Source organism: Pseudomonas sp. G5(2012), from assembly GCF_000408945.1.
GTDB classification, from domain to species: Bacteria; Pseudomonadota; Gammaproteobacteria; order Pseudomonadales; family Pseudomonadaceae; genus Aquipseudomonas; species Aquipseudomonas umsongensis.
Window position 1 is genome coordinate 1 of record NZ_APIO01000113.1, and the last position, 22250, is coordinate 22250.

Genomic DNA, 22250 nt, shown 5'->3' on the forward strand with positions numbered 1-22250 from the left:
CCACTGCGCAATGCCTGCGTTCGGCCAGCGTGGTTAACGGGGCGCTCGCGATCAACAGCAAAGCGAGGCGGCCTTAAAGCCGACCTGACTTTTGCAGGTGCACCTGGATCCCCTGTGGGAGCGAGCCTGCTCGCGAAGGCGGCAGCACATTCAGCATTGATGTCGACTGACCCCACACTTTCGCGAGCAGGCTCGCTCCTACAAGGGATAGTGTTGTCAGAACTGCGTGGTCTGCCTGAGCATACGCGCCGCCGGCGTATCCGCCGGGCTGACCATCGCATAGTTGTAGCCACCACCCGACCAGTACTCGGCCTGTAAGCCGCCATCACTGCGGCTACCCCGGGGCAGCAAAAAGTTCTTCGGTCCCGGCGGGCGCACATAAAAGCTGATTTTCTGCCCGTTCTGATCCTCGTAGACCACCATCGCCGCCGGGCCTTGCTCAGTGCTGAGTAAACGCCCGCTGGCCGGTTTGAAGCCTGCGCCGGATAAATCAGGCAGGCGATTGGCCTGGGTGAAATAACGGTCGAGCCAGCCCTGCATGTCTGCGTCGTCGCCAGCCTTGTAGTCGGCTGGCAGGATGCCTTGCTGGGCAATCAGGCGATAGGCCTGCAGGGCATCGGTCATCGGGGCTGACGCGCCGGCCAGGGTCATTTCCCGGGCTTGCCAGCCGCTGAAGCCGCCGACGCTGACAGCAATCAGCAACATCGCGGCGCTGGCCAGGTGACGACGGGACTGGCGTTGGAGGCGTTGGCGAATGACTGCCGGTTCCAGATCGGGGTTGGTGGGCTGCTGCAAGGCGCCGCCGAGGGCTGCGCGCAGGTGCTGGGCGTCCTGCTGCCAGCCGCGAACCTGCGCGGCCGCCTGTGGGTTACTGGCCAGGAAGGTCTCCACCAGACGCCGGTCTTCCTCGTCCAGCTGATGGTCGACGTAAGCGTGCAGGTCGCGCTCGCTGGGGGGCATGCTGATCATTTGAGTCTCCGCAGGGCAGGGCGGTTGATTTCGCCATCGCTGAGTTGGCGCAGGGCTTGGCGAGCCCGAGACAGGCGGGACATCACGGTCCCGGTGGGTACGTCGAGAATCTCGGCGACCTCTTTGTAACTCAGCCCCTCAACCGACACCCACAGCAGCAGCGCGCGCTGTTCGGTTGGCAGTTGATCGAAGGCGTTGAGGGTCGATTGAGCGATCACGGTCCGCTCCACCGAAGGCTGCGCATCATCGCGTCCGGTAAAGAATTCAAGCATTCGCGCGTAGCGTCGGGAGCGACGGTGAGCATCGAGAAACTGTCGATAAAGAATCGAGAACAACCAGGCGCGCAAGTCGCCCTCGACGCGCTTGGCGCCCCAGCTTGATAGCGCACGCTCAAGACACGACTGCACCAGATCATCGGCGCTGCTGCAATTGCGCGTCAGCGATACGGCGAAGCGGCGCAACCTGGGAATGATTTCTCGCAGTTGTTCGTCGATATCGTTCATGAATTTCTGGTTTCTCACTACGCTTTGAACCAGGAAGACGCTTGGCATGGGAGGTTATTCCACACCCGGAAAAATAAACACCGGTCGATGGAATAAACCGCCGCGAGGTTCGTCTGCCTGATTCTTTTCACTTGTGGCCGATGGCCCTGGAGTCTTTCATGGTAGATCGATCATCACCGCCACCCTTGAGTGCCGCGAGCCTGATGTTGCGTCTGGCCGGCATTGCCGTGGTCGTGGCTGCAGTGGCTGGGGCGTTTGCCTACGTCAATGGCACCTTTGACCCACAGCGCCTGACCCCGAAAAAGCTGGTCAATGTGCTGGAAACCAACAACGGCGTGCACCCGGGATTTCGTCGTAACCACGCCAAAGGCGTGTGCGTGATCGGCCATTTCGAGAGCAGTGGCGAGGCGCGCAGCTATTCCACCGCACAGGTGTTCAATCAGGCGCGGACCCCGGTAGTCGGTCGTTTCGCCTTGCCGGCGGGTAATCCCTACGCGCCAGATAGCGCCGTGCCGATACGCAGCCTGGCGTTACGTTTCACCCAGGCCAACGGCCAGCAATGGCGCACCGGAATGAACAGCATGCCGGTGTTTCCGGTGGGCACGCCCGAGGCGTTCTATCAATTGCAACAGGCCCAGTCGCCGGTTCCCGCGACGGGCAAACCGGACCCGGCGGCGGTGCCGGCGTTCTTCGGCTCGCACCCGGAAGCCGCACCGTTCCTGGCCTGGATCAAGACCGCGAAACCCTCGGCCAGTTACGTGACGGAAACCTACAACAGCGTCAACGCGTTCTATCTGGTCAATGCCGCCGGGCAACGTCAAGCCGTGCGCTGGAGCATGGTGCCGGTGGCTCAGGACGCGCCGGGTGCCACCGCCCCGCAAGGCAGCGATTTCCTCGAGAAAGACCTGGTTCAGCGTATCGCCGCCGGTCCACTGCGCTTTCAGTTGAACATCACTTTGGCCAACCCCGGTGACCCGGTCAACGACGCGAGCAAGGCCTGGCCCGAGGGGCGCAAGGTGTTGAACGCAGGCACCCTGGTTCTGGAAAGCACCCAGCCGCAACTCAGCGGTGAGTGCCGCGACATCAACTATGACCCGCTGGTGCTCCCTGCAGGCATCGAAGGTTCCGACGACCCGCTGCTCGCCGCTCGTTCAGCCGGTTACGCCAATTCCTACCTGCGTCGCACCAGCGAAGTCAGCCAGTTGCCCGCCGCCAAACAGGAGGCCCAGCAATGAGCAACCAACCCAACCACTTCGCTCCACTGGCGCGCCTGCTGCACTGGCTGATGGCGCTGATGATCATCGCCATGCTGTTCATTGGCGCGGGCATGGTTGCCTCGGTGTCCGAGCGCCATGAATGGCTGATCCACCTGCACAAGCCCTTGGGCATTGCCATCCTGTTGTTGGTAATCGTGCGCCTGCTGGTGCGCTTTTCGTCCACCCAACCACCATTGCCCGCAGACCTGCCGGGTTGGCAAGTACTGGCGGCCAAGGCATCGCACGTCTTGCTATATGCCCTGATGCTGGTCTTGCCGTTGTTGGGCTGGGCAATGATTTCAGCGTCCGGCGAACCGGTGATGCTCAGCAGCTCATTGCAGTTGCCGTCGATTGTGCCGGCCAATGCGCAGGTGTTCGCGTTCCTGCGCAAGGCACACGGGTATCTGGCGTATCTGCTGTTCCTGACCGTGCTGTTGCACCTGGCTGCGGCGTTGTTTCATGGCTGGGTGCGGCGCGATGAGGTGCTGGACAGTATGTTGAGGGGCAAAGACCGCGGTTGATCGCCGGCATCATTGACACTTAAAACCTGTAGGAGCGAGCCTGCTCGCGATGGAAGCACGAGCACCGATGGGCATCAGACAGCCAGCGTTTTCGTTGACGACCATCGCGAGCATGCTCGCTCCTACAGGTATCGCGCGATAGATCAGCGCAAAACGCCAACCATATCCGCCACCGTCGTCAACACATCCTTGCCCAATTGCTTCGACCGTTTGCCCGACCACCCCGTCAATGGATTCGGGTGGTCGTCGTGGTCCTTGAAAGGCATTTCCAGGGTCAGCGACAGGCAATCGTATTTCTGCCCGACACTGTTGCACGCCAGGGTCATGTTGGCTTTGCCCGGTTCGTCACGGGTGTAGCCGTGCTTGGTCTGGAAGTCCTTGGTAGTGTGCTTGAGGTGGTTGCGGAAGTGTTCCTCGAGTTTTTCGATCCGCGGCGTGTAGCCTGGATTGCCCTCGCAGCCAGCGGTGAACACGTGGGGAATTTCCTCGTCGCCATGGATGTCGAGGAACAGGTCGACGCCGTATTTTTCCATCTGCTGCTGGACGAAAAAGACTTCCGGGCTGAGTTCCTCGCTGGCGCTTTGCCAGGCGCGATTCAGGTCCTGGCCCATGGCGTTGGTGCGCAGGTGGCCGTGGAAGGCTCCGTCCGGGTTCATGTTCGGCACCAGGTACAGGTCGGCACTGGCCAGCAGCTTGTTCAGCACCGGGTCGTCGTGTTTCTCCAGGCGCTCGATCACACCTTCCATGAACCACTCGGCCATGTGTTCGCCGGGATGTTGCTGGGCAATGATCCACACCTTGCGCTGGCCTTCGGCGCCAGTGCCTTTGCGCAGCAACTGGATGTCGCGACCTTCGACACTCTTGCCGGTGGCCAGCAATTCGGTGCCGGCCTTGGTCAGTGCTTGCTCGATCAACCAGTCGTGGCGGCCACGGCTGTAGGGTTCGAAGTAGGCGAACCAGGCGTGGGTCTGTTCAGCTTCGAGGCTGAAACGCAGGCAGTCGCCCTCGAAAATGGTCGGCACACGGAACCAGTTGACGTGGTCGTAGGACGCCACCGCTTGATAGCCGGTCCAGGCCTTGTTGTAGGAGGACTGGCTGGCATTGTTCAGGCGAAACCAATGGTCCTGGCCGACATGCAGGCCGCTGGCCTTGAAGTGGAACCATTGGAAATGGTTGCTTTTGCTATCGGGACGGATGGCCAGCAGGGGTTTGAGTGGGTCGCTGACATCGATGACCTGGATGTTGCCGCTGTCGAAGTTGGCACTGATGTCGAGAGTTTTAGCCACGGTCAGGGTTCCTGATTGAGATTTTTATGGCGGTACTTTACACGCAAGCGTAGCGGGCTGGCAGGGCAGATAAAACGTTTCACTGGCGGTGTTACCACCCGCCCCCTGTTGGGGCTTTTTGGTTACACCCTGATTCATTTCAACTCGTTATCCCCCAACGTCGATGGGCGCTAACAGCCTTGCCGATTTCAGTTATATCAATCGAATCATGCACCTGAGCAGCGTATGGCGAAGCTGGCACGCAACGTGCTTTTTTGGCTTTATGGATAATTGGATACAAAAATACAAAAGGTGCATTTGATGAAATTCGCCCCTGCCTATACAGAGCGCCAACCTGTCACCGCTGAGGAAGAGGCTTACAACTTTCTCCTGGAGGCCATTTGCAAAGGTCGCTACCGCACTGGCGAGCGCCTGATTGCCGAGGACATCGCCGGTGAAATCGGCATGAGCCGCATGCCGGTGCGCGAAGCCTTTCGGCGCCTGGATGCCGATGGCCTGGTGACGTTGCGGCCCAATCGCGGCGCGATCGTGCGCGGCCTGAACATCGAGGAAATGCGTGAGGTGTTCGAGATACGCAGCGCTCTGGAAGGTCTCGCCATTCGTGTTGCCGTGACGAAACTCACCGAGCGCCATTTCAGCCATCTGGAGCGCCTGCTCGATGAGATGGACGACTACCGTGAGGACGGCGCCGAGTGGGTCAGCCGCCATCGCGCTTTCCATGAATACCTGTGCAGCCTGAGTGAACGTCCGCGCCTGATGCGGCAGATTTCGGCGCTGTATTCGGTGATCGAGCCGCACATGCGCCTGTGGCTGCAACACGCCGACAAACCCCGCAGCGCCCGCGACGAGCACGCCTCGATTATTGCCGCACTGCGTTCCGGCGACCCGGACAAGGCGGCCGCGGTAGTGTGCGAACACATCGAAGGCACCATTCCGAGGCTGATTCAGTTCCTCGAAGCCCATCAATAGAAGAACCCCACATTCCACTGTAGGAGCTGCCGCAGGCTGCGATCTTTTGATCTTTAGAAACAACATCAAAAGATCGCAGCCTGCGGCAGCTCCTACAGGGGACTTACGTTGCAGCCACTTGGAGTTTTGCCATGCACAAGCCTTGCGCGTTAGTTGCCGTGTTCACCTTGAGTCTATGTTCGCAATGGGCGCTCGCCGCCCCCGAGTTACCCGAGCGATTGAGCAAGAGCGAGAAAATCGTCTATTGCTCCGGCATGGATTCACCGCCGTTGGTGTCCTTTGACGTGAAACAGAAACCGGTTGGGCTGCAGGTCGACATGGGGGAGGCGATTGCCCAGCGCCTCGGTGACAAGAAAGTCGAGTGGCGCATCTCGCCTTTCGCCGGGCTGATCCCGGCGCTGCTGGCGCAGCAGTGCGACATGATCGTCGATCAGTTGTTCGACAAGCCCGAACGCCGCGAGGTGATCGACATCGTCAATTTCATGTATTCCAGCCAATCCATCGTGGTGCCCAAGGGCAACCCGAAAGCGGTGAACACCCTGGAGGACCTGTCCGGGCTCAAGGTCGCGGTCAGCAACGGTTCGACCATCCGGGTGCTGTTGGGCAAGGAAAACGAAAAGCTCGAAGCGGCCGGCAAGGCGCCGATGAAACTGGTGGTGTACAACGTCGACGCCGACGCCTTCCAGGCCTTGCGCATCAATCAGGTGGACGCGTTCGGCACCACGGTCGAATCCGCCGGCCATTATCAGCAACTCGCGCCTGACCTGTTCCAGTCGGCGGTGCCGGCGTTCAACCGCATCCTTACCGGCTTCGGCGTGCGCAAAAGCGACCCGCAGCTAACTGTGGCCTTGACCGAGGTGCTGCAAGGCATGCGCGCCGACGGCAGTTACGCCGCGCTCCTCAGTAAATGGCATGTCGACAGCGACAAACTGGACTGAGGGCAAAGCGGATGAATTTCAATTGGGATGTGTTCTGGCAGTACCTGTTGCAGCCCAGCGATGTCTACCTGACGGGGCTGTGGCTGACCTGCCTGATCAGCGTGTCGGCGATGTTGCTAGGTTGCGTCCTGGGGTTGATCGCGGCGTTGATGAAGCTGTCGAGCAACCCGCTGTTGCAGTACCCGGTGCGTTTTTATGTCTGGCTGATGCGCGGCACGCCGCTGCTGGTGCAGATCGTCTTCCTGTACACGGCACTGGCGGCGGGGGGCATTTTCCGTTTTGAGGACCTGGATCTCGGCTGGTTCATCGTGCCGGGCAACATCCAGGCGGCGATCATTGCCCTGGGCCTGAATGAAGGCGCGTATATGGCGGAAATCATCCGCGCCGGTATCGGTGCGGTGGACAAGGGCCAATACGAGGCCGGGCGCTCCCTGGGCATGACCTTTGCCAAATTGATGCGGCGCATCGTCCTGCCCCAGGCGTTCCGGGTGATCGTGCCGCCGCTGGGTAACGAGTTCAACGTGATGTTGAAAAACACCACGCTGGTCAGCGTCATCGGGGTGCAGGAGTTGCTGCTTAGCACGCAAATGGTGACCTCGGCGACTTTCCGTGTGTTCGAGCTGTACCTGGTCGTGGCCATCTACTTCCTGGCCTTGACCACGCTGTGGGGCTTCTTCCAGCGCTGGCTGGAAAAACGCTTCGGTCAATCCGATCGCCCGGCACCGGCTGCCAGCCGGATGTTTGGCCGCAACACCATGAAACTGCTGAGGGGGCGTTGAGATGGCGCACATGAGTGAAGAACTGGTGATCGAAGCCCTGGATGTCCACAAGTCTTTCGGTGACCTGGAAATTCTCAAGGGCATTTCACTGCAAGTGAAACGCGGTGAAGTGGTGGTGCTGATCGGCGCTTCCGGTTCCGGCAAAACCACCTTTATCCGCTGCATCAACCTGCTCGAAGACATTCAGTCCGGGCAGATCCGTGTCGGTGGTCGGCCAATGGGCTACCGCACCCGCGCCGATGGCAGCCTGGCCCGCGACTCGGAACGCAACATTGCGCGTCAGCGCCGGGACATCGGCATGGTGTTCCAGCGCTTCAATTTGTTCCCGCACATGACCGCCCTGGAAAACATCATCGAAGCGCCCATCCAGGTGCTGGGCGTGCCTCGTGCTGCGGCGGTGGATCAGGCGAGGGCGCTGCTCAAGCGCGTGGGGTTGGCGGAGAAAGCCGATCACTATCCTTCGATGTTGTCAGGTGGTCAGCAGCAGCGAGTGGCGATTGCCCGGGCGCTCGCGATGAAACCCCAGGCAATGCTATTCGACGAGCCTACCAGCGCCCTGGATCCGGAGACGGTTGGCGAAGTACTGCAAGTGATGAAGGAGCTGGCCGAGGAGGGCATGACCATGGTCGTGGTCACCCACGAGATGGGTTTTGCCCGCGAGGTGGCCGACCGCGTGGTGGTGCTCGATCAAGGTGAACTGATCGAGCAGGGGCCGCCCGAACAGATCTTCAGCCAGCCGAAGCATGCCCGTACCCGAGCGTTTCTCAGTCGCGTGCTTTGAGTCTGTCCAACCCATTTGTGTGAGTCCTGCCATGTTCAAGTTTTCTGCCCATGAGTATCCCTACGCGTCGCAACGTCAAAGTGTCTTCGCCAAGCGCGGCATGGTCGCCGCCTCCCAGCCACTGGCCGCCGAAGCCGGAATTGAAATGATGCGGCGCGGAGGCAATGCCATCGATGCGGCGATTGCCACGGCTGCGGCCCTGACGGTGGTCGAACCCACCGGTTGCGGCATTGGCGGCGACGCCTTTGCGTTGGTCTGGACCCAGGACAAACTGCACGGCCTGAATGGCAACGGTGCAGCCCCGCAAGCCTTGAGCATCGAGGCGGTGAGGGCGGCCGGTCATGAAAAAATGCCGCTGCATGGCTGGACGCCTGTAACGGTGCCGGGCTGTCCATCCGCCTGGGCTGAGCTGTCCACGCGGTTTGGTCGCCTGCCCTTTGCCGATCTGTTGCAGCCGGCGATCAGCCTGGCGCGGGATGGATTTCCGGTATCGCCGGTGGTTGCCTTGCAGTGGCAAACCGCACTGGAAGATTTCACTCCTGATCGTAGCGACGTGCTCGACAGCTGGTTCGAAACCTTTCTGATTGACGGCCGTGCACCGCGCGCAGGCGAACTGTTTCGCAACCCGGCCCAGGCACGCACTTTGAGCGAGCTGGCGGCCAGCGGTTGCGAAAGCTTCTATCGCGGCGCATTGGCGCAACGCCTGGACGCTCATTCGCGCGCCACCGGCGGCTACCTGCGTGCCAGTGATCTGCAAGACTACCGCGCCCAGTGGGTCGAGCCGATCAAGGTTAACTACCGCGGTGTCGACGTCTGGGAGATTCCGCCGAGCGGCCAGGGACTGGTGGCCTTGATGACGCTGAAGATTCTCGAAGGATTCGCATTCGACCACCGTGACAGCCAACAGACCTGGCACCGTCAACTTGAAGCCATGAAGCTCGCCTACAGCGATGGGCTGCACTACATCACAGACCCGCAGCACATGCGGGTTGCCGTGGACGATTTGCTCAGCGACGCCTATGCCACCCACCGGCGGGCACAGATCGGCGAACGCGCGGCGGCACCGAAGCCGGGCGATCCCCATGCCAGTGGCACCGTCTACCTGGCCACCGCCGATGCCGACGGCAACATGGTGTCATTCATCCAGAGCAATTATCACGGATTCGGTTCCGGCGTGGTGCTGCCCGACAGCGGTATCGCCCTGCAAAACCGTGGCGAAGAATTCAGCCTTGATCCCAGCCATGCGAATTGCCTGGCACCTGGGAAAAAGACCTTCCATACCATCATTCCCGGGTTTCTCAGCAAGGACGGTGAAGCGCTGGGACCTTTCGGCGTGATGGGCGGCTACATGCAGCCCCAGGGGCATGTGCAGATGGTCATGAACCTGGTGGATTTCGGGCTCAATCCACAAGCGGCCCTGGACGCACCGCGCTGGCAATGGTTGGGCGAACTGAAGGTTGGCATCGAGCAGGACGCCTCGCGAGACATGGCGGCGGCACTGGCACGGCGCGGGCACGAAGTCGAGGTGGTGTGCGATCGCACGAGTTACGGGCGGGGCCAGATCATCCTGCGCGATCCTGACACCGGTGTACTGTGTGGCGGGACCGAGCCGCGAGCGGACTCGCATATAGCCGTGTATTGATAGGCTGAGGGGGCGTCTTCCTTGACGCCGTCGCAGCTTAGAGAGTATGCGATTGATTCTCAAGTGCTATTTGCCATTAGTTTGCCCCCTCGACAGAAGGCTTCTCTTGCCAACTAATGTTGTTTTGATATGATCCGCGCCATCGAATTTGCGACACATCAAGACTTCATTAGCCTGAAGCCATAAGCCAGAAAACTGGCAAAAAAAAGACCCGGCAAAAAGCCGGGTCAAAAACCGTGATTAGCCTGATGAGGAGATAGTCCAGGCGACCGACCTAAGGTCCCTGGTCCATCGACTGATCTCGCGATCAGCTGATGCAATAATAATCATTCTCGTTTGCAAGTCAAACGATTTTGGCTGCGCGTCGGGAAAATTCTTTCCTGTCCTTCTGTCCCGGTACTCCTCCAACTAGCCTTTCTGGCCGCCCTCCAGGGAGCGGTTCACCATTGCCTTTGCCATGTCGATCATATGCACGGTCGAGAGCGCCAGGTCCCGATGTGCCCCGTGCAAATGACTGGCTGACTCGTAGGCAGTGGCGGCCGCACAACGTAGCAGCCCTGAAGCATGCACCAGGGCTTCTTCGATGCTGATATTTCGGTTTACGTCAAAGAGGCGCTCCGGCGCTGCTTCCTCTGCAATAGCTGGTTTCAAGTAATAATCCAATGCTCGCTGTGCGGCGGCGGAGCCCTGGGGTGAGTTGAGGGACGTGTCGATTTGCATGTCGGGCAAGTCGTTGCTGGGTGGATTCATGGTCAAGGCGAACTCCGTGATAAATTCAGATCCGTTTACCCATCCTAATACGTTACGTATTTATGACAATTCTATTAATACTACATTTTGTGTTTTGTCGACCGAGGTCCCCCACGTATCGTGCCGCACATGGATAAATGGATAGCATTGGTCAAGGCCAAGATGAGTGAACTCAAGATCACTCAGGAAATACTCGCCGACCGCCTCGGGATGTCCCAGGGTGGCATCGGGCATTGGCTGACAAAACGCCGTCAGCCTGGCATCGACGACATGAATCGCGTGCTGCAGGCCCTGGGCCTGGATTTTCTCGAAGTGGCGCTGGTGATTCGCGAACATGGGCAGGAACAGGACGATGAGGTCTGCCTGACGCAAAAGTACAACCCGTACTTTCGCTACCCGGTCAGTGACTGGCGGGACACCGTGCAGGTGCGCGATGGCGAGCGGGCGCCGTACCGTTTCGAACTGTCTGACTACCACGCTCGAGGCGCGGCGTTCTGGCTGACGGTGGTTGGCGATGCCATGACCGCTCCCAGCGGTCCCAGCGTTGCCGAGGGCATGTTGATCCTGGTGGACCCGGATGTGGACGCGGTGCCGGGCAAGCTGGTGATCGCGCAATGGCCGGACAGCAGCGAGGCGATTTTTCGCAAGTTGAGTGAGGAGGGCGGGCAGCGTTACCTGGTCCCGCTCAATCCGACCTACCCGAAAAGCCTGTTCACCGACGAGTGCCGAATTATCGGCGTGGTGGTCCAGGCAACCGTGAAATTCTAGCCAGGCCGGCCCGCGTCATGCGCGGGGCCGGCCTGCCTGTCAGGCTTCTTCCAGTTCGACCAGGGCACTGCCTTCGCTGACCATCTCGCCTTCCTGGCAATACAGCGCCTTGATCACACCGGCGTGGGGTGCGCGGATGCTGTGCTCCATCTTCATGGCCTCCAGCACCACCAGTTGCGCCCCGGCCTCGACCGTTTGCCCGGCCTCCACCAGCACGCGCACGATGCTGCCATTCATGGGGGCGGTGAGCCCGCCGTGATGGGCGTGACTGGCTTCTACGGCGGTGATCGGGTCGTAGGTCTCGATGCGGCGCAGTTCGCCTTCCCATTGCAGGTAGACACAGTCGCCACGGCGGATCGCCCGGTGCTGGCGACGCACGCCTTCGTGCTCGGTCAGCAACTGCTCGCCCTTGAGTCGGGCGCTTTGGGATTGGGGGTTACCCAGCGTCAACGCGCGGTCCTGGCCCTCGCAACTCAGGTGCAGGGTGATTTGCGCGGGCAAACCGGCGCGCATACCGTTGCCGATAGCCCACGGCGAGCTTGGGTCATCGCTGCGCGATGGGCTGTGCAGGCTCTGGGCGAATGCCTGGGCGGCGGCTTGCCAGAACGCGTCGCTGAGTGCCGCAGGTTGTGGCAAAAGCTGTTCCTGGTAACGGGGGATGAACCCGGTATCGAGTTCGGCCTGGGCAAACGCCGGATGGCCGATGATTCGCCGCAGGAAGTTGATGTTGGTCTTGAGCCCGCCAATCGCGAATTCGTCGAGCATGGCCAGCAGTCGCAAGCGCGCCTGCTCACGGTCCTCACCCCAGGCAATCAGCTTGCCGAGCATCGGGTCGTAGAACGGCGAAATCTCATCGCCTTCTTCAACGCCGCTGTCCACCCGGCGACCCGCACCCGGCGCGGATTCGCGATACAGTTCCAGGCGACCGGTAGCGGGCAGGAAGTCATTGCCCGGATCTTCGGCGTATAAGCGCACTTCAATCGCGTGACCGTTCAGCGGCACCTGGTCCTGGGTCATCGGCAAGGCTTCGCCGCGGGCCACACGAATCTGCCAGGCCACCAGGTCGAGGCCGGTAATGGCTTCGGTTACCGGGTGTTCGACCTGCAGGCGGGTGTTCATCTCCATGAAGAAAAATTCGCCGCGGGCATCCAGCAGGAATTCCACGGTGCCAGCACCGACGTAACCGATGGCCTGTGCCGAACGCACGGCCGCTTCGCCCATGGCGCGGCGCAGTTCAGGGCTCAGGCCGGGCGCCGGCGCTTCTTCGACGACTTTCTGGTGCCGACGCTGAATCGAGCAGTCGCGTTCGTTGAGGTACAGGCAGTTGCCGTGTTGATCGGCGAACACCTGGATCTCCACGTGGCGGGGTTTGAGCAGGTACTTCTCCACCAGCATCCGCGAATCGCCGAACGACGATTGAGCTTCACGTTGCGCCGAGGCCAGGGCTTCGGCCAATTGGCTGACGTCCTCGACCACTTTCATGCCCTTGCCGCCGCCACCGGCCGTGGCCTTGAGCAGCACCGGGTAGCCGATGCGTTCGCAGGCGTCGCGGAAGGTCTCGAGGTCCTGGGCTTCACCGTGATAGCCCGGTACCAACGGCACGCCAGCGGTTTCCATCAAGGCCTTGGCCGCGGATTTACTGCCCATGGCGTCGATGGCCGAGGCGGGCGGGCCGAGGAAGATCAGGCCAGCGGCTTCGATGGCGCGGGCGAACCCGGCATTCTCGGAGAGGAAACCGTAGCCGGGATGGATCGCCTGGGCACCGCTGGCCTTGGCGGCGGCAATCAACTTGTCGATTTGCAGGTAACTGTCGGCGGCCTTGCTGCCGCCGAGGTCGACACGGATATCGGCTTCACGGCTGTGTCGGGCATCGCGGTCGGTGGCGCTGTGTACAGCCACGGTGGTCAGGCCCAGGGCTTTGGCGGTGCGCATTACCCGACAGGCGATTTCGCCGCGGTTGGCCACCAACAGGGTAGTGAGGACAGGTGCGCTCATCAACGCGGCTCCTTGGTGGTGGTTGCGGCTTGCCAGCTCGGCGGACGTTTTTGCAGGAAGGCGCGCAGGCCTTCCTGGCCTTCCGGGCTGACGCGGATGCGGGCAATGGCGTTCTCGGTGTAGCGACGCAGGGACGGGGTCAGCGTGCCGTCGCCGACTTCACGCAGCAGGTCCTTGCTGGCGCGCATGGCCGCCGGGCTGTTGAGCAGCAGGTTGTCGATCCACTGTTCGATTTTCTGTTCCAGCTCGGCCGTCGGGTAACTCTCCGACAACAGGCCGAGCTCCCGTGCCCGTTGCCCGCCGAAGCGCTCAGCGGTCAAGGCATAGCGTCGGGTGGCGCGCTCGCCCATGGCTTGTACCACGAACGGGCTGATCACGGCCGGTGCCAGGCCGATACGCACTTCCGACAGACAGAACTGCGCGTCATCGGCGCCGATGGCCATGTCACAGCAACTGATCAGGCCCAGGGCGCCGCCGAACGCCGCGCCTTGCACCACGGCCAGGGTCGGGATTTTCAGCTTGGCGAGGTTGTACATCAACTCTGCCAGTTCTCGGGCGTCGTCGAGGTTGGTGGCGTAATCGAGTTCAGCCGATTGCTGCATCCAGGCCAGGTCGGCGCCGGCGCTGAAGTGTTTGCCGCGACCACGCACCAGCAGGAAACGCAGGTTGGCATCGCTGGCCACCTTGTCCAGGGCGAGGATCAGTTCGCGGATCATCTGGGCGTTGAAGGCGTTGTTCTTTTCTTCACGGCTGAGCCACAGCGTGGCAAAGCCACGCGGGTCGGTCAGCAGTTCGAGGGTGTTGAAGTCGCTCATATTCATCCTTCTCCACGGTCTTTGTGGGTACTGGCTCGCTCACGATTGGTGGCGATTGCTGCGCAATCGAACGGGGATAAATCCCCTCGCCACAAAAGCCCGTTCCTACAAAAAAATCACATCCGGAACACGCCGAAGCGGCTCGGTTCGATGGGTGCGTTCAACGACGCGGACAAGGCCAGTGCCAGGACATCGCGGGTCTGGGCCGGGTCGATGACGCCGTCATCCCACAGGCGAGCGCTGGAATAGTAGGGATGGCCCTGTTCTTCGTACTGGTCGAGGATCGGTTGCTTGATCTCGGCTTCCTGCTCGGCACTGAAACCATGACCACCACGCTCGGCCTGCTCGCGCTTGACCTGCACCAACACGCCGGCTGCCTGTTCGGCACCCATCACGCCGATGCGCGCGTTCGGCCACATCCACAGGAAACGTGGATCGTAGGCCCGACCACACATGCCGTAGTTACCGGCGCCGAAGCTGCCGCCGATGATCACGGTGAACTTCGGCACCTTGGCGCAGGCCACGGCGGTCACCAGTTTCGCCCCGTGCTTGGCGATGCCGCCGGCTTCGTATTTTTGCCCGACCATGAACCCGGTGATGTTCTGCAGGAACAGCAGCGGGATGCCGCGCTGGCAAGCCAGCTCGATGAAGTGCGCACCTTTCTGTGCAGCTTCGGCAAAGAGAATGCCGTTGTTGGCCAGGATCGCGATCGGGTAACCGTGCAGGTAGGCAAAACCGCACACCAGCGTGGTTCCGAACAGCGCTTTGAATTCGTCGAACACCGAGCCGTCCACCAGCCGTGCAATTACTTCACGCACGTCGAACGGTTGCTTGGCATCGGCCGGCACGATGCCGTACAGCTCGTCGCTGGCGTAGAGCGGGGCGATCGGTGCGCGTTGCTGCACTTCACCCAGCTTGCGCCAGTTGAGGTTGGCAACGCTGCGGCGGGCGATGGCCAGGGCATGTTCGTCGCTTTCGGCGTAATGATCGGCCACACCGGAGATCTTGCAGTGCACATCGGCCCCGCCCAGGTCTTCGGCGCTGACCACTTCGCCCGTCGCGGCTTTCACCAGCGGTGGGCCGGCGAGGAAGATGGTCGCTTGCTCGCGCACCATGATTGCCTCGTCGGCCATGGCCGGTACATAGGCACCGCCCGCGGTGCAGGAGCCCATGACCACGGCAATCTGCGGGATGCCCTGGGCGCTCATGTTGGCCTGGTTGAAGAAGATCCGCCCGAAGTGCTCACGGTCCGGAAACACTTCATCCTGGCGCGGCAGGTTGGCGCCGCCGGAATCCACCAGGTAGATGCACGGCAGGCGATTCTGCTGGGCGATCGTCTGGGCGCGCAGGTGCTTTTTCACTGTCAGCGGGTAGTACGAGCCACCTTTTACCGTGGCATCGTTGGCGACGATCATGCATTCGACGCCTTCCACGCGGCCGATCCCGGCAATCACGCCAGCGGCGGGAACGTCTTCGCCGTACACCTCGTAGGCGGCCAACTGGCTGATCTCCAGAAATGGCGAACCCGGGTCGAGCAGGCGGTTGATGCGCTCGCGCGGCAGCAGCTTGCCCCGGGAGGTGTGGCGTTCTTGCGCTTTCGGGCCGCCACCTTGTGCCACCTGGGCAAGCAGGGTGTGCAGGGCATCGACCTGTTTGAGCATCGCCGCGCTGTTGGTCGCGAACTCCGCCGAACGGGGGTTGAGCTGGGTATGCAGGATAGCCATGGACAGCTCCGTTTAGCGGGTTTCGTTGAACAGTTCGCGACCGATCAGCATGCGACGGATCTCACTGGTACCCGCGCCGATTTCGTACAGCTTGGCGTCACGCAGCAGGCGCCCGGCCGGGAATTCGTTGATGTAGCCGTTGCCACCGAGAATCTGGATCGCGTCGAGGGCCATTTGCGTGGCGCGTTCGGCGCTGTAGAGGATCACGCCGGCAGCGTCCTTGCGCGTGGTTTCGCCGCGCTCGCAGGCCTGGGCCACGGCGTACAGGTAGGCGCGGCTGGCGTTGAGCTGGGTGTACATGTCGGCAACCTTGCCCTGGATCAGCTGGAACTCGCCGATGCTCTGGCCGAACTGCTTGCGGTCGTGGATGTAGGGCACGATCAGGTCCATGCAGGCCTGCATGATCCCGGTCGGGCCGCCGGAAAGCACGACGCGTTCGTAGTCGAGTCCGCTCATCAGCACCTTCACGCCGCCGTTAAGCGCGCCGAGGATGTTTTCTTCCGGCACTTCGACGTCATCGAAGAACAGCTCGCAAGTGTTCGAGCCGCGCATGCCGAGCTTGTCGAACTTGTTGCTGCGGCTGAAGCCTTTCCAGTCGCGCTCGACGATAAAGGCGGTGATGCCGTGGGGGCCTTTTTCCAGGTCGGTCTTGGCGTAGATCACGTAGGTGTTGGCGTCCGGGCCGTTGGTGATCCAGGTCTTGCTGCCATTGAGCACGTAGTGGTCGCCGCGTTTGTCGGCGCGCAACTTCATCGAAACCACGTCGGAACCGGCATTAGGCTCACTCATGGCCAGGGCGCCGATGTGCTCGCCGCTGATCAGCTTGGGCAGGTACTTGGATTTCTGTTCGTGGTTGCCATTGCGGTTGATCTGGTTGACGCAGAGATTGGAGTGCGCGCCGTAGGACAGGGCTACAGAAGCCGAGCCACGGCTGATTTCTTCCATCGCAACCACGTGCGCCAGGTAGCCCAGGCCGGCGCCGCCGTACTCTTCCGGCACGGTGATGCCCAGCAGGCCCATGTCGCCGAATTTACGCCACAGGTCAGCGGGGAACAGGTTGTCGATGTCGATCTGAGCGGCGCGCGGGGCGATCTCCTTGGCGACGAAGGACTGGACCTGATCGCGCAGCATGTCGATGGTTTCACCGAGGGCAAAGTTCAGGGATGGGTAGCTCATGGGTCACCTTTTGGCTTTTTTGTTGGGCGGGGAGGGCAGTGTTTTGGCTCTCACCTTTACGTTAACGTAAACCTGTGACGAATGGCTGTCAATCGCCCTTTACGTTAACGTCAACTTGAGCGAGAGTAGAGGCAGGTTCCTGTAGGAGCAGCCGGTCGACGCTCGAATGCTCGCGATGAACGCAAGGCTGAAGCGTTTATTCAGAAAACACGCGTTATTGTTGACGACTTTCGCGAGCATTCGAGCGTCGACCGGCTGCTCCTACAGGTATCCGTCGGTAGCCCATCAATAAAGACAATAGGGGTCGTCATGGATCAACCCAGTGCAAGCCCGCAACGCAGTTACACCCGTGGTTCCCAGGACAAAGCCTTGCTGGCGATGACCATCGGCCAGGCGTTCGACAATACCGTGGCAAAGTACCCGAACGGGGAAGCGCTGGTCGTGCGCCATCAACAGCTGCGCTACACCTGGCGACAATTGGCCGATGCGGTAGACCTGCATGCCCGGGCGTTATTGGCGCTGGGCCTGCAGGCCGGCGACCGCCTTGGCATCTGGGCGCCTAACTGTGCCCAGTGGTGCATTACACAGGTCGCCACCGCGAAGATTGGCGTGATCCTGGTCAACATCAACCCGGCCTATCGCAGTTCCGAACTCGAATACGTGTTGAAGCAGTCCGGCTGCCAATGGCTGGTCAGCGCCGGGTCTTTCAAGACCTCCGATTATCACGCCATGCTGCAGGGCCTGGTGCCGGAGCTGGCAGGGCAAGCCATCGGCAAATTGCACAGCGAGCGCCTGCCGGAACTGCGCGGCGTGATCAGCCTCGACGCGCAGCCGCCGCAGGGTTTCCTGCCCTGGTCGCAATTGACCGGGCTGGCGGGCAGCGTATCGGTCGAGCAATTGCATGAACGCCAGGACAGCCTGCACTTCGATCAGGCGGTGAACATCCAGTACACCTCCGGCACGACCGGCTTCCCCAAGGGCGCGACCCTCAGCCACTACAACATTCTCAATAATGGCTACATGGTCGGCGAGAGCCTGGGCCTGAGCGCCGTCGACCGGCTGGTGATCCCGGTGCCGTTGTACCACTGCTTCGGCATGGTCATGGGTAACCTCGGTTGCATCACCCACGGCAGCACCATGATCTACCCCAGCGACGCGTTCGATCCGCTGCTGACCCTGCGCACTGTCGCCGAAGAAAAAGCCACCGCGCTCTACGGTGTGCCGACCATGTTCATCGCCATGCTCGATCAGCCACAACGCGCCGAGTTCGACCTGTCGAGCCTGCGCACCGGGATCATGGCCGGGGCGACTTGCCCGATCGAGGTCATGCGCCGGGTCATCAATGAAATGCACATGAACGAAGTGCAGATTGCCTATGGCATGACGGAAACCAGCCCGGTGTCGTTGCAGACAGGTCCCTCGGACGACCTCGAGTTGCGCGTGACCACTGTCGGCCGTACCCAGCCACAGCTGGAAAGCAAAATCATCGACGAAGCGGGCAATCTGGTGCCCCGTGGCACCATCGGTGAGCTCTGTACTCGCGGCTACAGTGTGATGCTCGGCTACTGGAACAACCCGCAAGGTACGGCGGAAGCCATCGACCAGGCCGGCTGGATGCACACCGGTGACCTGGCCAGCATGAATGAGGAGGGCTACGTGTGCATTGCCGGGCGCAACAAGGACATGATCATTCGTGGTGGCGAGAATATTTATCCGCGCGAACTGGAAGAGTTCTTCTTCACCCACCCGGCGGTGGCCGATGTGCAGGTGATCGGCATTCCGTGCTCGCGTTATGGTGAAGAGATCGTTGCCTGGATCAAGTTCCACCCCGGCCATAGTGCCTCCGAGCAGGAGCTGCAGGCCTGGTGCAAGGAGCGCATCGCGCACTTCAAGACGCCGCGTTACTTCAAGTTCGTGGATGAGTTTCCAATGACCGTGACGGGCAAGATCCAGAAATTCAGGATGCGCGAGATCAGTATCGAGGAGTTGCGCATCAATAAAGCCTGACTCATCCCCTTGTGGGAGCGAGCCTGCTCGCGAAGGCGATAACACATCCAAAATGGATGTCGGCTGAACCACCGCTTTCGCGAGCAGGCTCGCTCCCACAGGGGTGGCACTGAATAATCCAAATCGCAGACAGCACAAAGGGGAGCCGAAGCTCCCCTTTAATTTTCGTTGCGCGTGCTCTTTTTTTATTATTGAGGGGCGGTTTGTTTTTGTTTTTGGTAACCGTGGCCCTTTACCGCTGTTTTTGTCGATCCCCATCCGGGATCAAGAGCAAACGTATTTTTTTGAGCGCTGATCTACTTTTTCGCTTAGCGATCCAACCAGTTCGGGAGCTACCTGAAGGTAGTTTTATTGTTCTCTGCCCGGTTGCGGGTAACTCCGAAAAGCACCCTGAAAAGCACATCTTCTCCAAAAAAATCTGTTAGCTGCGTCTCTGCCGTGTTGTTTTTGTTATGTCAGAGTCGTTACGTCTTGTTTTTATTGGGTTTGCCGCAATTTTTTTATTCTTGTTATGCGATAGATATAGCAGAAGCCGTGCCAACTTTTAAAAAGCCTTTAAAAACAAGCACTTGGTTTTTTGTAGGGTTTTCGGCATCAGGGAAAACCCTACGTTTTGTTTCCGTGTTACTCGTTTTTGGCCACGCTTTTGTGTCTGCGGTAACACCCCGACACAACCGCACACTCAGTGTGCGCTGCGCGCCTTCGCTACACGGGAACCGGTGGGGCGCCCCAGCACGCTACAAATTTGCTGGCCGGCCAGGATCAGTGCATCCAGGTTGATTCCGGTTTCGATCCCGAGGCCGTTGAGCAGGTAAACCACGTCCTCGGTGGCGACGTTGCCGCTGGCGCCCTTGGCATAGGGGCAGCCACCAAGGCCGGCGATGGAGCTGTCGAACACCGAGATACCTTCCAGCAGGCTGGCGTAGATATTGGCCATGGCCTGGCCGTAGGTGTCGTGGAAGTGCCCGGCGAGTTTTTCCCGGGGCACATCGGCCGACACCACGTCGAACATCTTGCGTGTGGCGCCCGCGGTGCCGGTGCCGATGGTGTCGCCCAGCGACACCTCGTAGCAGCCCATGGCATAGAGCTCCCGTGCGACCCGTGCAACTTGCTCGGGTGCGACGTCACCCTCATAGGGGCAGCCCAGCACGCAGGACACGTAACCGCGCACGCTGACGCCATGCTGCTTGGCGGCCTCCATGATGGGGGCGAATCGCTCCAGGCTTTCACTGATCGAGCAGTTGATGTTGCGCTGGGAAAACGCTTCGGACGCCGCGGCGAACACCGCGACTTCCTTGACCCCGCAGGCAAGGGCATCTTCAAAGCCGCGCAGGTTGGGGGCGAGAGCGCCATAGGTCACGCCGGGTTTACGCTGGATCTGCGCAAACACCTCGGCGGAACCCGCCATCTGCGGTACCCACTTGGGCGAGACGAAACTGCCGACTTCTATATAGCCAAGGCCCGCCGCCGTCAGTGCGTCGACCAACTGCACCTTGTCGGCAACGCTGATGGGTTGGGCTTCGTTTTGCAAACCGTCGCGAGGGCCGACTTCGACAATGCGTACGTGGGTTGGTAGGGACATAAGAATCACCTGAAGTATTGGGTGAGCGGTGATCTAATGTGGGAGCGGGCTTGCTCGCGAATACGCCAGTTCAGCCCACATCAATGTTGAATGACAAATCGCATTCGCGAGCAAGCCCGCTCCCACATTCGATTTGTGTGGATCTATTGAACCGATTCCTGATTCTTGAGGGTTTGTTCCAGCGCCTGCACACAGCGCTCTTCAGCCGTATCAAGCTCCAGTTTCATCTGCTCGATATCCAGCATCTGCTGTTCCAGTTGTTCCCGACGCTCGCTGATTTTCGCCAGCATGCTGTGCAGTTGCTTGGTGTTACCGCTGGAAGGATCGTAGAGCTCGATCAGCTCGCGGCACTCGGCCAGGGAAAAACCGATACGCTTGCCCCGCAGGATCAACTTCAGGCTGACCTTGTCGCGGGGTGAGTAGATGCGTTCCTGGCCACGTCGCTCGGGGCTGAGCAAACCTTGTTCTTCATAGAAGCGAATGGCCCGGGTGGTGATGTCGAGCTCACGGGCGAGGTCGGAAATGCTGTAGGTCTGGCTGCTCATGGGCGCGCTCGCAAAAGGTCATGGCGCTAAGCTAATGGCAGGTTGACGTTTACGTCAAGGGGCAGGGTTTTTCAGTAACCTCGCTGGCCCCATCGCGAGCAGGCTCGCTCCCACAGGGGATCTCTGTCTGACACAAATATTGTGTTCACTGGAGACCCATGTGGGAGCGAGCCTGCTCGCGAAGAAGGCGCTGCGGTCCAGCGTCCTACACCTTCTCCAGCTTCTTCTCCTGCGCCGTCACCTGCTGGCACAACTCGATCATCTGCTCGCGCATCCAGCGGTTCGCCGGGTCCTGGTCAGTGCTTTCGTGCCAGTAAAGGTGGGTTTCCACCGGGGGCACATCGTTGACTGGCAGATAAAAGGCGTGCAAATCGTTGCGGCGCGCGAAGCGTTCCGGCACGGTCATGACCATATCGGTCTGCTGCAGCACCTGCGAGGCCATCAGGTAATGCTGGGAGCGCAGGGCGATCTTGCGCTGGATGCCCATTTTGCCGAGGGCCAGGTCGACATAACCCAGGCCGCTGCGACGGCTGGAAATGTGGATGTGGGTCAGTCCCAGGTAATCATCGAGGGTGAATTTTTCCTTGCCCGCCAGCGGGTGCCCTTTGCGCATGGCGCACACGTAGCGATCCTCCATCAACTTGACGTGACGCACCTGCGGGTCGGTGTTGAGTGGTGCATCCACGGCGAAGTCGAGTCGGCCCGCGGCCAGTTCCTTGGTGGTCTCGCGGCGCTTGGACAAAAAGCTTTCGATGATGACCGTCGGCGCAAGGCGGCGCAGGCGCTGGAACAGCGGTGGCAGGATCACGGCTTCAGTGAGGTCGGTCATGCTGATGCGGTAGGTCTTGACCGCCTGCAATGGATTGAAGATGCGGCTTTCCTGTACCGAAACGCGCAGCAGTGACAGCGCGTTGCGCACCGGGCCGATAATGTTTTGCGCCATGGGTGTTGGCACCATGCCTTGGGCGGTGCGCACGAACAATGGATCGTTGAAGGTCTCGCGCAGGCGGGCCAGCGCGTTGGACACCGCAGGTTGGGTAATCCCGACGATCTGGCCAGCACGGGTCAGGTTGGCTTCGGTGTAGATCGCGTCGAAGACGATGAAAAGGTTGAGGTCGACCTTGCTCAGATTCATTTACGCGGCTCTCTTATTGTGTGGACGGTAGCCTTGGCTATCAGTCGATCATATATCGGTGATGAATGTTTATACACGCCGAGAATAGGCTAGGTAAATTTTCATGGCT

Annotated in this window: 20 protein-coding genes; 9 read left to right on the forward strand and 11 right to left on the reverse strand. The window is 60.6% G+C overall.

The window, feature by feature from the left end; translation table 11 throughout:
* Window positions 1-216: 216 nt before the first annotated feature.
* Window positions 217-969 carry an anti-sigma factor gene (locus tag PG5_RS27515; RefSeq protein ID WP_020800358.1) on the reverse strand — a complete coding sequence of 251 codons (753 nt, stop codon included), beginning with the start codon at window positions 967-969 and terminating at the stop codon, window positions 217-219.
* On the reverse strand, window positions 966-1472 hold the full coding sequence (locus tag PG5_RS27520; RefSeq protein ID WP_042955802.1) for a sigma-70 family RNA polymerase sigma factor: 507 nt from the start codon (window positions 1470-1472) through the stop codon (window positions 966-968). Before PG5_RS27520 ends, PG5_RS27515 begins: the two co-directional genes overlap by 4 nt.
* Window positions 1473-1630: 158 nt before the next feature.
* On the opposite strand from PG5_RS27520, the gene PG5_RS27525 reads away from it, so the two are divergent.
* The gene (locus PG5_RS27525; protein ID WP_020800360.1) at window positions 1631-2707 is read left to right on the forward strand and encodes a catalase family peroxidase; all 1077 of its coding nucleotides are present in this window, start codon (window positions 1631-1633) and stop codon (window positions 2705-2707) included.
* The gene (locus PG5_RS27530) at window positions 2704-3249 is read left to right on the forward strand and encodes a cytochrome b (protein WP_020800361.1); all 546 of its coding nucleotides are present in this window, start codon (window positions 2704-2706) and stop codon (window positions 3247-3249) included. Before PG5_RS27525 ends, PG5_RS27530 begins: the two co-directional genes overlap by 4 nt.
* Before the next feature lie 143 nt (window positions 3250-3392).
* Here the strand turns inward: PG5_RS27530 and PG5_RS27535 are convergent, their stop codons facing one another.
* A complete protein-coding gene (locus PG5_RS27535; protein WP_033044646.1) occupies window positions 3393-4541 on the reverse strand; it encodes a M14-type cytosolic carboxypeptidase in 1149 nt (382 codons plus the stop codon).
* A 294-nt stretch (window positions 4542-4835) separates the two neighbouring features.
* Here PG5_RS27535 and PG5_RS27540 point away from each other — a divergent pair, with 294 nt between their 5' ends.
* The 5 genes from PG5_RS27540 (at window position 4836) to PG5_RS27560 (ending at window position 9644) form a co-directional block, all read left to right on the forward strand.
* The gene (locus tag PG5_RS27540) at window positions 4836-5504 is read left to right on the forward strand and encodes a GntR family transcriptional regulator (RefSeq protein WP_020800363.1); all 669 of its coding nucleotides are present in this window, start codon (window positions 4836-4838) and stop codon (window positions 5502-5504) included.
* Between the two features lie 131 nt (window positions 5505-5635).
* The gene (locus PG5_RS27545) at window positions 5636-6442 is read left to right on the forward strand and encodes an ABC transporter substrate-binding protein (RefSeq protein WP_008057220.1); all 807 of its coding nucleotides are present in this window, start codon (window positions 5636-5638) and stop codon (window positions 6440-6442) included.
* 11 nt (window positions 6443-6453) lie between these two features.
* Window positions 6454-7221: an amino acid ABC transporter permease gene (locus PG5_RS27550; RefSeq protein ID WP_020800364.1), complete on the forward strand. Its 768-nt coding sequence runs from the start codon at window positions 6454-6456 to the stop codon at window positions 7219-7221.
* Window position 7222: 1 nt separating this feature from the next.
* Entirely contained in the window at window positions 7223-8002 is a 780-nt protein-coding gene (locus PG5_RS27555; RefSeq protein ID WP_042955799.1) for an amino acid ABC transporter ATP-binding protein, read from the forward strand.
* Between the two features lie 31 nt (window positions 8003-8033).
* The gene (locus PG5_RS27560; RefSeq protein WP_020800366.1) at window positions 8034-9644 is read left to right on the forward strand and encodes a gamma-glutamyltransferase family protein; all 1611 of its coding nucleotides are present in this window, start codon (window positions 8034-8036) and stop codon (window positions 9642-9644) included.
* Between the two features lie 408 nt (window positions 9645-10052).
* Here PG5_RS27560 and PG5_RS27565 read toward each other — a convergent pair whose 3' ends face one another.
* Window positions 10053-10394 carry a DUF6124 family protein gene (locus PG5_RS27565; RefSeq protein WP_042955801.1) on the reverse strand — a complete coding sequence of 114 codons (342 nt, stop codon included), beginning with the start codon at window positions 10392-10394 and terminating at the stop codon, window positions 10053-10055.
* 129 nt (window positions 10395-10523) lie between these two features.
* Here PG5_RS27565 and PG5_RS27570 point away from each other — a divergent pair, with 129 nt between their 5' ends.
* Window positions 10524-11162: a LexA family transcriptional regulator gene (locus PG5_RS27570; protein ID WP_033039783.1), complete on the forward strand. Its 639-nt coding sequence runs from the start codon at window positions 10524-10526 to the stop codon at window positions 11160-11162.
* Window positions 11163-11201: 39 nt separating this feature from the next.
* Here the strand turns inward: PG5_RS27570 and PG5_RS27575 are convergent, their stop codons facing one another.
* The 4 genes from PG5_RS27575 to PG5_RS27590 all read right to left on the reverse strand — a co-directional run bounded on the left by PG5_RS27575 (window position 11202) and on the right by PG5_RS27590 (window position 16872).
* The gene (locus tag PG5_RS27575) at window positions 11202-13157 is read right to left on the reverse strand and encodes an acetyl/propionyl/methylcrotonyl-CoA carboxylase subunit alpha (RefSeq protein WP_020800369.1); all 1956 of its coding nucleotides are present in this window, start codon (window positions 13155-13157) and stop codon (window positions 11202-11204) included.
* Window positions 13157-13972, reverse strand: coding sequence for a gamma-carboxygeranoyl-CoA hydratase (locus PG5_RS27580; RefSeq protein WP_008057202.1), 816 nt, complete (start codon window positions 13970-13972; stop codon window positions 13157-13159). The genes PG5_RS27575 and PG5_RS27580 overlap by 1 nt, the downstream gene beginning before the upstream one ends.
* 116 nt (window positions 13973-14088) lie before the next feature.
* Window positions 14089-15696: a carboxyl transferase domain-containing protein gene (locus PG5_RS27585; protein WP_020800370.1), complete on the reverse strand. Its 1608-nt coding sequence runs from the start codon at window positions 15694-15696 to the stop codon at window positions 14089-14091.
* 12 nt (window positions 15697-15708) lie between these two features.
* Window positions 15709-16872 carry an isovaleryl-CoA dehydrogenase gene (locus tag PG5_RS27590; protein ID WP_020800371.1) on the reverse strand — a complete coding sequence of 388 codons (1164 nt, stop codon included), beginning with the start codon at window positions 16870-16872 and terminating at the stop codon, window positions 15709-15711.
* A 309-nt stretch (window positions 16873-17181) separates the two neighbouring features.
* Here PG5_RS27590 and PG5_RS27595 point away from each other — a divergent pair, with 309 nt between their 5' ends.
* A complete protein-coding gene (locus PG5_RS27595; RefSeq protein ID WP_020800372.1) occupies window positions 17182-18879 on the forward strand; it encodes an AMP-binding protein in 1698 nt (565 codons plus the stop codon).
* 682 nt (window positions 18880-19561) lie between these two features.
* On the opposite strand, the gene PG5_RS27600 is transcribed toward PG5_RS27595, so the two are convergent.
* From PG5_RS27600 to PG5_RS27610, 3 genes are all read right to left on the reverse strand, one after another.
* Window positions 19562-20461: a hydroxymethylglutaryl-CoA lyase gene (locus tag PG5_RS27600; protein ID WP_020800373.1), complete on the reverse strand. Its 900-nt coding sequence runs from the start codon at window positions 20459-20461 to the stop codon at window positions 19562-19564.
* Window positions 20462-20604: 143 nt separating this feature from the next.
* A complete protein-coding gene (locus PG5_RS27605; RefSeq protein WP_020800374.1) occupies window positions 20605-21006 on the reverse strand; it encodes a MerR family DNA-binding transcriptional regulator in 402 nt (133 codons plus the stop codon).
* Window positions 21007-21211: 205 nt separating this feature from the next.
* A complete protein-coding gene (locus PG5_RS27610; RefSeq protein ID WP_020800375.1) occupies window positions 21212-22141 on the reverse strand; it encodes a LysR family transcriptional regulator in 930 nt (309 codons plus the stop codon).
* Window positions 22142-22250 lie beyond the last annotated feature (109 nt).